Below are 12859 nucleotides of genomic sequence, written 5' to 3' on the forward strand. Positions count from 1 at the left end.
TGTTTTGCGAAGGGGAGCACCAATGAACAAAGTAACGATTATAGGCGCAGGAAGTAGTTTCACTAAGGATATCGTCGTAGATATGATCAACATTCCGAACCTGGGCGACGAGGTGACGGTTGGTTTGATTGATCTTGAGCCGGATCGCTTGGAACTGGCTAGACAATTGGTGGAGAAGGTCGTACTCCTTGCTGGGAGGAAGTGGAACATCGCCGCTTCGACGGAGCGCAAGGAAGTGCTTCCGGGCTCGAACTTCGTCATCAACCAGATTGAAGTTCATGGCCTACAGACCGTAAAGTACGAATACGAAATTCCTTTGAAATACGGGGTCAAGCAATGCATCGGCGATACGCTTGGGCCGGGGGGACTGTTCAAAACCTTGAGAACGCTTCCAGCGTGGCTGGACATTATCCGCGATATTGAAGCCTATTGTCCAGATTGCGTCATTCTGAATTATACGAATCCGATGTCCGCTGTTACGCTTGCCACCGTCAAAACGACGGAAATTCCCGTGGTCGGGCTGTGCCATTCCATTCAGAACACGTCAACACAGCTCGCGAAGTATTTGGACGTTCCATACGAGGAATTGAAATGGAGAGCGGGCGGCATTAACCATATGTCCTGGTTCGTAGAGTTGTCGCGGAACGGACGGGATTTGTATCCCGAGCTCAAAGAGAGGATGAAGAATCCCGAGTTGCTGAGGAAGGATCCGGTAAGATTGGATGCCATGAAGTACCTGGGAGCATTCGTATCCGAATCGAGTGGTCATTTCTCGGAGTATATTCCTTATTACCGCAAGCGCGAGGACTTGCTAGAGCGGCATTGTGGAGTCGGCTATAACGGCGGTACCGGATTCTACGCCAACAACTGGCCAATCTGGAGACAAGAGAACGACGAGCAGATTCTACGCCGGATCTCTGGCCAGGAAGAGATCAGCTTCGAATCCTCCAATGAATACGCGGCCGTGATCATTGATGCGATGATTAATCATACGCCTAAGGTCATTTATGGAAACGTTGCCAACACCGGTTTGATTGACAATCTTTCGAATGATGGAGTCGTCGAGGTCGCATGCCTGATCGATCGTAATGGCATTCATCCGACGCACTTCGGTAAGTTGCCTGAACATCTGGCGGCCCTGTGCCGAAGCAATATGGCCTTCTTCGAGTTGGCGGTCTCCGCCGTGCTGAATCGTGACAAGGAAGCGGCATTGCATGCGTTAATGATCGATCCGCTTACGGCTGCGGTATGTTCTCTCGACGAGATTCGCTCGATGTTCGACGAATTGTACGAGGCGGAGAAGCCTTTTATCGCAGAACTACACTAATCGCCGGCAACAAGTATGTCATTCATATAGCAAATTCATTAGGGGGAATGTTTTTATGAAAAAGACGATTTTATTGCTCATGGCTCTGATGCTAATGGGAAGTCTGGCGCTCGCCGGTTGCTCGGGCGGCAATAATGCGACAGGGGAGTCGGGGGGCAAGGATGGAGATAAGCCGATCAAGTTGGTCTGGTGGGTTCACGAGAGTCCTTCGTTCGTTGAGGCCAACAAAAAGCTGATTGAAGATTACAAGAAAGTGAAACCCAATGTGACGATCGATCTTCAAATCTTCCCATACGATGCGTTCGTTCAGAAGATTAGAGTGTCGATGAATACGAAAACAGCTCCGGATATTGTACAAATGTTCGGAACCTGGGTAAGGGAATATGCGAAGAACGACTTGCTGGAGCCGGCGCCAAACGGAGCTGAGCTCGAAGCCGAAGTCTATTCTGCAGCTATCGGCGGATTCCAATACGATGGCCAAGTGTATGGCGTGCCGCACGAATTCAATATGGAGAACGGGGCAGCGCTACGGTACCCGAAAATGTTCGAAGAAGCCGGTATTGATAAGGATCCGACGACCTGGGCGGAATTGATAGAAAACGCTAAAACATTGACCAAACGCAAGGGTGATAAAATCACCGTCCGGGGGCTAGACATCACCTCCAAAGACAGCGTTGTATTCTATTTCCTGTCACTTATCCAGCAGCAGGGCGCCGATTTCTGGAATGAGGATCGCACGCAGGTGAACTTCTCTACACCAGAAGCGGAGAAAGCCATGCAAGAGCTGGTCGATCTGGTCAATGTACACAAAGTCACTGACCTGACTAAGTTCGGAACACCGGAAGAGCCTTACATGGTCTTCTTCAAAGGCTTGTCGGCGATGACGACGGCAGGGCCATGGACGATTGCGGAAGGCTATAACACGTTTAATGTTCAAGATTTCGATTACATGCCAATCCCTTCCTACGGAGACGGTCCACCAATATTCAGTGCCGAATCCGGCTGGGGAGAAGTCGTATCCAAAAATAGTGCCAATGCCGAAGCGGCCTGGGATTTCGTGCAATTCATGATGGAGGAGGAGAACGCGTTCGACTGGAATCTCCGTACCTCGTCTATTCCGGCGAATAAGCGTGTCGCTGAGGATCCGAAGTATTTGGAGAGCGCTCCGGCCGTGAAAGCGGCGCTCGATGTTCTTCCTCACGGCCGCTGGATCGGGCCGCTTGCCGACCGGGATTACTTCTTCCAAGTGATCACCGATGTGTACGCGGAGATCACCAATGAAAAAACGAGCTTGAAGGACGGTTTGAAAAAGGCGGAGGACGAAATAAACAAGATGCTGAAAGCCAAGCAGTAATTGATGATGAAGCAGCGGGAGGCAATCGAAGCCGCGCCTCCCGCTGCTTCGATTTGGAGGAGGTTCGCAGATGTCGAAACAGCAAGTATCCGAGCGGAGATTCGTCGCCTTTTCACTGACGCCAATTGTTCTTTTATTTTTGGTGTTCTCCGTCATTCCCATCGGAATCGGCACCGTGCTGATGTTTTTTGATTATTCGCCCTTATCATCTTCTGTTCCATTCGCTGGCTTGACGAATATACGGGAGCTACTATCCGATGAGATGTTCTATAAATCGCTGCGAGTTACTTTCACTTTCGTGGGGGTGGCCATTCCGGCGAATATCGCCTTGACGTTGCTCATTGCAATAGGTATTAACAAGATTCGCAGCCGTTTTTGGAAAAACAGCTTTCGCACGATGTTTTTCCTTCCCGCGATCGCGCCGTTGGCTGGCTCTGCCATCATCTGGACAACGATGTTCAACGCGGATAGCGGAGTCGTTAACATGGCTCTTGATATGTTCGGATTGCCTTCGGTCGATTGGCTGTCGAATCCTTCTACGGCGCTTCTGTCCATTATCATTATGACGTTATGGGCCGACGTCGGTTATAACATCGTGTTGTTCATGGCAGGCATCGACTCCATCCCCGAATCGCTTTACGAAGCGGCGGAGTTGGACGGAGCCTCTCCTTGGCATGCGTTCTGGAGCATCACGCTTCCCATGCTGAGCCGTACCATGCTGTTTGTGTTCATTATGACCAGCATCTCGTATTTCCAGATGTTCCCTCAATTCCAGATTATGACCAAGGGCGGACCTCTGTACGAAACCTATGTGCTGGCTCTTAACATCTATGATCAAGCCTTCACGTACATGAATATGAGCTACGCTTCTGCTATGGCATTCGTCATGCTGATCATTATCCTCGTTCTGACCCTGATCGAGATGCGGATCGGTAGATCAAAGTGGGAGCATTAAGGAGGACGACATGCGGACGAAAAAATGGAAATGGTCGTATATGTTGTTATTTACGACTTTGTTGATCGGTTCTTTGCTTATGTTCGTGCCCTATCTGTGGATGGTATTGACCTCTTTCAAGAGCAATGCGGAAATATTGACCGCCTCCAATCATCTGCTACCTCAGGAGCCGACGCTGTCGGGCTACAGGAAGGTGCTTGGAGAGGTGCCTTTTTTCCGCTGGTTCCTGAACAGCTTATCGACTTCGGCTATTGTCACGATTGGTGCGGTGTTCACCAGCGCATTGGCAGGCTATATCTTCGCCAAATTCCGTTTTCGGGGTAAGCGCTTGTTGTTTGTCATTATTCTGGCTACAATGATGGTTCCTTTTCAAATCGTGATGGTACCGACTTATATCATCATATCCAAGCTTAACTTGGTTAACGATCTGGCGGCGATCGTCATTCCTTATTTGGTGAGTGCATTCGGCGTTTTTCTGGCGAAGCAGTTCATCGAGGCGATTCCGAATGAATTAATCGAAGCCGCACGCATGGACGGAGCATCCGAATTCCGTACGTTCTGGTCGCTTGTCCTTCCGCAGATCAGGCCAGCGTTGTCGGCACTTGCAATTTTCTCTTTCATGACTTCATGGAACAACTACTTATGGCCGCTGATTATATTGAATGAAGAATCAAAAATGACCGTTCCGCTGGCGCTCGTGTTTTTCAACGGGCAGAATGTCGTGAACTATAACGTGGTTATGTCGGCGGCGGTATTGATCATGATTCCTGTGGTCATCATCTTCCTAATCTTCCAGAGACAATTCATCAAAGGACTGACGATGACCGGGTTTAAATGAAATCGGTCGATCGTTCGTCCCTGTTCGAAGGGAGCTTGACGCATGATTATTCAGAAAGAACACATGACACGGGAAGCAAACTTGACTTTGGCGATGCACGGGCTGTTTATTTTCGGCAGCTCGGCATCCCTGACATTCTTCAACATTTATTTTCTGCGGTTGAGCGAATCGTTTGCATTAAATCTGATTTACAATGCGCTCTTCTACGTATTGACGCCGCTCGGGTTTTGGATCGGGGGCTGGTTCGCGAAGCGGTATGACAGGCTACATACCCTCAGAATCAGCCTAGTTCTGCACATGGTGTTTTTCGTGCTCATCCTGATGCTAGGTGACGGGATTATCGACGTTTACGGAGCGATTGCGCTTTGCCAAGGGCTTGCTGTTGGATTCTACTGGGCCGGCATTCTGGTACTGCTGTACGATGTGTCAGCCAAATTGAATCGAGTTCGATATATCGGCATTAGCACGGTGACACTGACCGGGGCCGGCTTGATTGGCCCGCTCTCGGGTGGATGGTTGATCGGCAGAAGCGAGAATCTGACCGGCTATCTGTATGCCTTTTGCTTGACATTGGCCGTGTTCGTGGCCGTGTTTGCGATATCTCTCCTTATCCGTAAGAAGCCCTCCAGGCGGAGGCGTTATCTGCTTGGTTTAACAGGTGTGATGGCCCGTCGAAACCCGCAGTGGATGAAGTTTCTAGGACTGTGGTTTTGCACCGGATTCCTGGAAGGACTAACACTTTTCATTCCGGCGTTGGTGCTCTACGAGGTGTTCGAACGTGAGAATGTCGTTAGCATCGTACTGGCGGCGACATCGCTCGTCTCGGTGGCGTCCAGTTTTTACATGTCCCGCAGGGGGACGATGGAACGCGCTCCCGTCTATATGCGGGTGTGCTCTCTCGGCATCGCGCTGAGCGCGATTCTCCTGTCCGGTGGGATGGGGACGGTGCAGGTGCTCGTGTTTTTGGCCGTTGTCGCCTGTCTAAATCCAGTCTATCACAATACATTTATGTCCCGTTTTTTTGCTGAGACGGATAAGCTTCCGCTGAAGGGGGCCTTTCGAATCGAATCCGTCGTTCTGTATGAATCGCTGTTGAACTTCGGCCGGGCCGTCCCCTTGGTCGTTCTGCTTCCATTCGCCGATTCGCTGCGGACAGAGGCGCTATGGATCGCTTTTGTTTGCGCGGGAACCCTGCAAGGTGTTGCGGTGTGGCTGATATTTCGAAAGACGAAATTTCCACGAACTAGAGAGAGGGAACTGACATGAGCAAAATTGTCTACATTGTCGGGGAACTAAATCCCGATGCCATATTGTCTTTGGCCGAACGTGAAGCCGGAGCCGAACAAGGAAAAGCTGATTGAGCATTTTTAGGTCTTGAAGTAATGCGCGGTACAACTGAAAACGGTAACCGTATTAACTACATAACACAAACAAAAAACGGAAAAATTTTGCGTTCCTCCACAGTTTATCTAAAAGATATCGATAAAAAAATGTTGGAGCTCTTTGTATTAATTTAGATATCAGATTTCTTGACGGCAGAAAATACGTTATGAAGCATCACCAAGCACTCTTTCGAACAGGAAGTAAAAGAAGTGTTTGTCAACGACGTCCATGAATCCGGCAAGCCTGTGTCGCACATGACGAAGGAAGATAAAACTAAGGCAATTCAATTTTTAGATCAACGAGGTGCTTTTTTAATTAAAAAAGCTGGGGATCGCGTATGTCAGTTTTTTGATATCTCGAAATTTACCCTCTATCAGATACTGGATGAGGTACGAGCTATAAAAATAAAAGGAGCAACAATCATGATTAAGGACTTAGACACACCTGCGGTAATTGTAGATCTTAACATTATAGAGCGAAATATAAGTAAAATGGCTGAAATTGTGCAAAAAGCGGGAATTAAACATCGTCCGCATATCAAAACACATAAATCAACATTTTTAGCAAGAATGCAACAAAATGCAGGAGCAAAAGGCATTACTTGTGCCAAACTTGGCGAAGCGGAAGTATTTGCTGCAGAAGGATTTGATGACATCCTTCTTGCCTTTCCTGTTGTTGGAGAGAAGAATTTAGCCCGCTTTCAAGCACTTGCCGAAAAGATCGACATTAAAACTGTGATAGACAGTCGGGAAGTAGCGGAAGGACTCTCCAATGTAGGAAAGAAACTTGATAGAAAGATTCCGGTTTATATAGAGATAGATGGCGGTATTCACCGTTGTGGGCGTCAGCCAGGAGAAGATACCGTTCATTTTGCGGAAAGTATTCGTAACCTTCCCGGTATTGATATTATGGGCGTTCTTTCTTACGCAGGACAAATTTATGGAATGAATGAAAAAGAAAGTATCCAAGAGATGGCAAAAGAAGAATCTAATACGCTATCCGCCACAGCAGATGCCCTCCGGCAAGCTGGGTTTAATATCAAAGAAGTAAGTGGTGGTTCATCCATTTCATCCAAATTTGCAGAGTATATGCATGGGGTAACAGAGGTCCGTGCTGGAAATTATATTTTCCACGACCAAGCACAACTTGCAACAGGAATGGTTTCGATTGAGGAATGTGCATTAAGAGTTATTGTAACCGTTGTTAGTGCTGTAGCACCTGGACAGGCTGTAATTGATGCAGGTTCAAAGACACTTACCTCAGATAGTGCTTCGTTCGCCAAAGGTTATGGTTATATTATCGAACATCCAGATATTGAAATTTACAAGTTAAATGAGGAACATGGTTATCTCCGCTTTGATAAATCAATTAAACTATCAGTCGGGCAGAAATTAACCGTGATTCCTAATCATTCCTGTATGATTCCAAACCTCTGCGATGAACTGATTACAGTATGTGGAGAAGAAGTGGTTTCGTCTTTCCCGGTTAGCGCCAGAGGAAAGAATAAATAATTGTAAAAAATGAGAGGGGATAATTATGTTTAAAAAACAGTTAAAGAAAATATAAATATTGGTCCGATTCATGCTCTTGATGTCTCAGCTATAGAAGCAGATAAAACGGTGGATGAACTTCTTGTAAAGGTCGGATTATTTGAGAAAAAAGAGGTCGTATCCAACACAGCTTTCGGGTGGTCAGCAACAAAGAATTGCCATTGCAAGAGCACTTGCTATGAAACCGAAAGCAATGCTTTTTGACGAACCAACATCCGCTCTGGATCCAGAACTTGTGGGAGAGGTTCTTTCTGTTATGAGACAGCTTGCAAAAGAAGGTATGACGATGGTAGTCGTCAAATATTTTCTTCCCCATCTGAAGAAAGGACCAAACAATTCCTTCGCTCTGTGTTAGAAAAATAATCAGGAATTCTTTTCAAAGCCTTATCCTGTTCGCACCACAGTACAAAGTGGTCTTCCCAATATATTAGTTGAAATTGATGTGATTGCAGAAATTACTGAATAAGCAAGAGAAAGAGTCTCATCGGCTTAATGGATTCTCTTTCTTTATGAAAGATGGGAAAGTATGGACGTTGTAACATTTGGGGAAACAATGGTTCTTTTTTTTAAGTATTCAATGATTACAGGCCGCATTTGCGGCTTTTTTTCTAGAATGGCAGTGCCGGCAGGAAGTATTTTTGAAAGGATTTATCCATATTTTCGAAAGTGCAGTAATATATCATCAACCGATTGCTCCGGCGACTGTTCTGAGGTGTCCAACCAATATCCGATTTTAGGAGTTTCTTGTAAAAAATCAGAATACAGCTGTTCTACCGTAAAGCCAGTGTACCCGACTTTTCCTCGTGATTTTTCCCGCTCTTTTACCACCTCAACCGTTGGACACAACACAACTAACTGGACCGTATAACCCTTTAACTGTTCCAGCATATAGGATAATTCCTCTCCATAGTAATTGTCCTGCAAAACAACAGAAAATTCATTGTCATAATAGGTCTTAGCTGCCTGTGCAGTTAAATGATAACGCAAATATAGCTGGCGGATTGCCTCTTCGGACGGCTCAGCGGACATATCTTCACGGCCAGAAACAATCATTCGGCGGAATACATCGCCACGCAGATGAACACCTTTTCCCATTTTGGAAGCTAGAAGCTCCGCTACTGTTGATTTCCCTGAGGCCATGACGCCTGTAATTAAGTAAATCGCTTTTTCCATATCAAGTTAACTCCTTTTTTATAAAAGCTTATTAATTGACTTTTTAATTATCTCGGTCATCGAATGACCTTGATGCGTTTCCACTTACCTTGTTTATAGCGGAATAGGAAAAACACAGCCCGTACGACCCAGTCAATAACTGAAGCCAACCATACGCCCAGCAGATCAAGACCCAATCCCCAAAAACAGGCAAACACATAACTCAATGCCACCCGGCAGATGAGCATCGAGCACTGCGAAACCGCCATAGTATAAAAGGCATCGCCTGCGGCACGTAGGGAGTTCGGCAAGGTAAATGCCAAAGGCCATATAAAAATAATACCAATGGAACACAAACGAAGGATATCGACAGCCATTGCCTCCGCTTCGAGGCTAAGGTTAAACAAGGCGACCAGAAAACCAGCTGAAAAAAAGAGCGAAGTCCCCATCGCTGCCGTGCAAAGGTAGGTAGCCATTACTAAGCGCTTGGTGTAGTAGACGGCCTGCTCTATTTCGCCGGCTCCTATGCATCGACCGATAACCGTGATAACCCCCAAACTTATAGCCATACCGGGTACATTGATTACTCCACCTATACTGTTTGCAATGGCATTAGCTGCCACGGCAGAGGTGCCTAAAGTTGTAATCAAGCCAAGTACCAGCAACTTACCAACCTGCAGCATACCGTTTTCCAAACCGTTGGGGATACCGATGAACAAAATACGTTTGACCATATCTCCCTGAAACCGAAACCGCAGAATATCCGCCACTCGAACGCCATAATCATAACGGTTGAGCAGGGTCATGATGATAACTGCCGCAGCTATGCGGGAAACCAATGTGCCGATGCCTGCCCCGGCAGCCCCCATGTTAAAGCCGTAGATTAACAGGGCATTGATTGAAATATTGATGAGGTTAATGGTCAGTGTACAATACATAGACACCTTGCTGTTTCCCATAGCCCGGAATAAGGCTGCTCCGGCGTTATAAATACCTATAAATGGGAAAGCAGAAGCAGTTAGCAGGAAGTAAATCAAGGCGTTATCCATGACAGCAGGTTCTAACCTTCCGAAAATCAAGGACAAAATGTGTTGCCTGAAGATTAACGCCACCGCGGTCAGCAGTATGGAAACGAAAATCATAATATACAATAGTTGAGAGGAAGCGGTCTTAACATGATCTGCATCACGGCGACCAAGATATTGAGACACCACCACCGCACCTCCGGTGGACAGAGCAGCATATATCTGGATGATGAGGGTGTTGATGGTATCCACCAGCGAGATGCCAGACACGGCTGCTTCACCAGCGGTGGTGACCATGATGGTGTCCACCATCCCCACCGTCATCAATAGGAGTTGCTCAACGACTAGTGGAACGATGAGCCGGAACAGGGCGCTACGAGTAAAGAGCGGCTTAACGCATGTCAAGGTTTCATCTGACATAGATCCGCACCCTTTACGAAAGATTATTTACCATTAACCATTTTTTCAACCTCATTACATAATTGTTCCAATTTGTAGATGGACATTATAATATCCTCAGATGCCAAATAGAAAATTTCATTTACTCGGTTGCGATAATCTATCGGAGCTATCGTAAAACTGCCAATTCGTAAAGTCGCCTTTTTTTCATTCAAACAGTAAATATCGTTTGCAGCAAATAAGACTTGATTTAATGCAGATATAGATCGGAATAAGTGTCCAATTATATAATATAGATCTTTATCCCTTGAATAGTTTTTTGCAAGCGAACAGGAAAATTTAGTTTCGAACAGAAAAAAAGAAATGAGGGCCTCTTTTAAACTGTCTGGATAAATTTCCGCTTGGCTTTTTAACTCTGTAATATCGTGATCTCTTGCATAAAGAATTTTGCCGTACGCCAATTCTCCACGATACATAACATTTATATACGCATGAGGATGTCCCGGCTGATAATGAGAAGATATTACCCCTCTGTCTGTTTGAGCAACACATTCTTTCACTCTCTCCATGTCGCGCAGTATAAAATCCACGTGATATCCGTCTATGATGAGCCACCCGCCGCCGTTCACCCAGTTTCCCCATTCTCCCTCACGACATATCAAGTTTTCTCTATGGGTATCGTCTAACTGTTTTGCTATATTGTTCAATTGATCAAAATCAATCGGTCTTTCGTAGTAGATCCCGATATCAATATCGGAAGTTTCTGTTGCCGTCCCTGTAGCTCTTGAACCCCCTAAAGCAATGCCTTTTACGAATGGACATTCTTGCAGTTTAGTTGCGACTCTTTTTATTATATGCTCCACCATAGCTGATCCACCTCCACTGATAAAAACCATATTATTCTCAGGTATAAGCGAGAAAATTTTAATTATACGATTACGAGAGCCTCTTTTAAATGATACTTGTCGTATTTTTTCATTTCAATATACTAAACACTTCGGTGGTATTTTGTATAAAATAAGGGGTTGCATCTCTGCAACCCCCTGCCATTACTTTTGATAAATAATTTTCCGAATAGTATAAACGGATAGACAATATTTATTAGCAAGATATTCAATAGTAAATCCATTGTTATATTCTTGTAATATCTTACAATTTCTTTGGTGTAATTCTATCCGATAACCGGATAATTCTCCCCAACGTTTTCGCTGCTTATGACTAGAAGGGACATAGATATATCCTCCTTGGATATAGTCTTGCAACTCTTTAAGTAATGCGTCGGGAAGAATTGCTTTTGCATTTACATATTTCATACAGGCTTCCTCCTTGATTATAAAAATCAAGTAGCAAAGCCAGTGTAACTGTTAGCGATTATTATTACTCCATGCAAGCATCGCTAATTACTGGCTTTGCATGGAGCCAAACTTGGCCTTCTACAAGCATAATATCCCTCCTTTCAATCGTGAGGTATGATCCGGAACTGAATACATTATAACATTACAAACGAAAAAATGGCTTACGGAATCCATGTAAGAGAAATATCATAATCAACTCTCTTTACACACGATAATGCGAGAGTAACCACGACTACTTGCGTTTGCTCGGAGCCATCCCGATTACGTACGGAGAGGGGCTTGTCGAGCGGGTGCGGGCTTCGGTCAAATTGGTGCAGGACAGGAACCGTATTTGCACTTTCATCACTTACGACCTTGTTACTGCTGCCCTTACCTCGGAAGGCCCCGCAAGAGGAACATAAACGATTATCGTATTCCCCATCCATCTTTTGATCCGAGTGTGTTCCTAACGAATCTAGAATGCTCATTTTTTGCTTCTAATATCTCTTTCTTTATTAGCGGGAATGCTTTTATGGAAAATCGCCAAACTGGGATTCGGGGAACGGAGCGCAGGACATTGAGATTGGCGAAAATCTGTCCAAACCGGGCATAACCGGACAGGATTTTCTTCTAGAAGCCTGGTATGCTAAGCACAGGGGGGATTCTTGTGAAAGGGATCGAGTCTTTGCAGATGGCGATCGATTTTATCGAAAGCCGTTTAATGGAGCCTGTAACTGTTGAACAGATCGCAAAACAAGCGAAGATGTCGCCGTTTCATTTCCAGCGGACATTCGCTGTAATGACCGGTGTTACGGTGGGCGAATATATCCGGCGACGACGGCTTACACTGGCTGCTTACGAATTGTTGAGAGCCAATATTAAAATCGTCGATCTAGCTGCCAAATACGGTTATGACTCGCCCGAAGCGTTCGCCAAAGCTTTTCGCAGGCAGCACGGACTGCCCCCGAGCGAAGCGAAAGCGCGTGGCACGCTGGTCGCTTACAACCGTCTTACGATCCAGGTGAATGTAGGAGGTACCGAGCCGCTCAATGTCCGTATGGTGGAGAGAGAAGCGTTTCAAGCGGTAGGCATCTGGCGAAAAATTTCGTTGGAGAACGGCGCAAGTGAGGAGCGGATTCCCGCGCTATGGGACGAAGTGAACGCCAGCGGTTTATGCGACAGGCTGTTCCAGTTGAACAATGGCAAACTCACAGGTGTCTTGGGTATCGGCATAACTGATCCCGAACGGGATGCCGGACTTATGATGGACTATTGGGTGGCTGCGGAATATGTCGGGCCCCCGCCGGAAGATCTTAAGAGGATCGAAGTCCCTTCCTTCCGGTGGGCTGTATTTGGGGTGACCGGACCACTGCCGTACGCTTTCCGAAGAACGTGGAAACAAATATACGGAGAATGGTTTCCGTCCGTCGGCTACACCCAAGCCGGTCCTGTAGAGCTTGAGTTCTATCCGGATCATCATCCGGCAGCCCCTGATCATTACGCTGAGATTTGGATACCGGTCATGTAAAAAGAAATCTGTAA

General features: G+C 46.1%; 11 protein-coding genes and 2 pseudogenes. 9 read left to right on the forward strand and 4 right to left on the reverse strand.

Annotated elements, in window-relative coordinates; all coding sequences use genetic code 11:
• The first annotated feature begins 22 nt into the window (after window positions 1-22).
• The 8 genes and pseudogenes from melA to KQI79_RS27985 form a co-directional block, all read left to right on the forward strand.
• On the forward strand, window positions 23-1327 hold the full coding sequence (gene melA, locus KQI79_RS08830) for an alpha-galactosidase (protein WP_216537867.1): 1305 nt from the start codon (window positions 23-25) through the stop codon (window positions 1325-1327).
• Between the two features lie 55 nt (window positions 1328-1382).
• Complete coding sequence (locus tag KQI79_RS08835) at window positions 1383-2681, forward strand: ABC transporter substrate-binding protein (RefSeq protein ID WP_216537868.1); 1299 nt, start codon at window positions 1383-1385, stop codon at window positions 2679-2681.
• A gap of 70 nt (window positions 2682-2751) precedes the next feature.
• The gene (locus KQI79_RS08840) at window positions 2752-3636 is read left to right on the forward strand and encodes a carbohydrate ABC transporter permease (protein ID WP_216537869.1); all 885 of its coding nucleotides are present in this window, start codon (window positions 2752-2754) and stop codon (window positions 3634-3636) included.
• A 10-nt stretch (window positions 3637-3646) separates the two neighbouring features.
• The gene (locus KQI79_RS08845) at window positions 3647-4474 is read left to right on the forward strand and encodes a carbohydrate ABC transporter permease (RefSeq protein ID WP_216537870.1); all 828 of its coding nucleotides are present in this window, start codon (window positions 3647-3649) and stop codon (window positions 4472-4474) included.
• A 42-nt stretch (window positions 4475-4516) separates the two neighbouring features.
• The gene (locus KQI79_RS08850; protein ID WP_216537871.1) at window positions 4517-5740 is read left to right on the forward strand and encodes an MFS transporter; all 1224 of its coding nucleotides are present in this window, start codon (window positions 4517-4519) and stop codon (window positions 5738-5740) included.
• A 113-nt stretch (window positions 5741-5853) separates the two neighbouring features.
• Window positions 5854-5991, forward strand: a pseudogene (locus KQI79_RS27465) (hypothetical protein); the annotation flags it as partial.
• Between the two features lie 75 nt (window positions 5992-6066).
• A complete protein-coding gene (locus tag KQI79_RS28190; RefSeq protein WP_367398151.1) occupies window positions 6067-7368 on the forward strand; it encodes an alanine racemase in 1302 nt (433 codons plus the stop codon).
• A 33-nt stretch (window positions 7369-7401) separates the two neighbouring features.
• A pseudogene (locus KQI79_RS27985) lies at window positions 7402-7711 on the forward strand (ATP-binding cassette domain-containing protein); the annotation flags it as partial.
• A gap of 344 nt (window positions 7712-8055) precedes the next feature.
• Here the strand turns inward: KQI79_RS27985 and KQI79_RS08870 are convergent.
• The 4 genes from KQI79_RS08870 to KQI79_RS08885 form a co-directional block, all read right to left on the reverse strand.
• Window positions 8056-8580 carry an AAA family ATPase gene (locus KQI79_RS08870; RefSeq protein WP_216537872.1) on the reverse strand — a complete coding sequence of 175 codons (525 nt, stop codon included), beginning with the start codon at window positions 8578-8580 and terminating at the stop codon, window positions 8056-8058.
• 56 nt (window positions 8581-8636) lie between these two features.
• The gene (locus KQI79_RS08875) at window positions 8637-10004 is read right to left on the reverse strand and encodes an MATE family efflux transporter (RefSeq protein ID WP_216537873.1); all 1368 of its coding nucleotides are present in this window, start codon (window positions 10002-10004) and stop codon (window positions 8637-8639) included.
• 23 nt (window positions 10005-10027) lie between these two features.
• Window positions 10028-10849: a nucleotidyltransferase domain-containing protein gene (locus tag KQI79_RS08880; protein ID WP_216537874.1), complete on the reverse strand. Its 822-nt coding sequence runs from the start codon at window positions 10847-10849 to the stop codon at window positions 10028-10030.
• Between the two features lie 183 nt (window positions 10850-11032).
• Window positions 11033-11296 (reverse strand): CD3324 family protein, encoded by a 264-nt coding sequence (locus KQI79_RS08885; RefSeq protein WP_216537875.1) that lies wholly within the window; start codon window positions 11294-11296, stop codon window positions 11033-11035.
• Window positions 11297-11984: 688 nt separating this feature from the next.
• Here KQI79_RS08885 and KQI79_RS08890 point away from each other — a divergent pair.
• Window positions 11985-12845, forward strand: coding sequence for an AraC family transcriptional regulator (locus KQI79_RS08890; RefSeq protein WP_216537876.1), 861 nt, complete (start codon window positions 11985-11987; stop codon window positions 12843-12845).
• The last annotated feature ends 14 nt before the right edge of the window (window positions 12846-12859 follow it).

Origin of the sequence: Paenibacillus sp. MSJ-34, assembly GCF_018918005.1 — a bacterium.
In the GTDB taxonomy this organism is placed as follows: Bacteria; Bacillota; Bacilli; order Paenibacillales; family Paenibacillaceae; genus MSJ-34.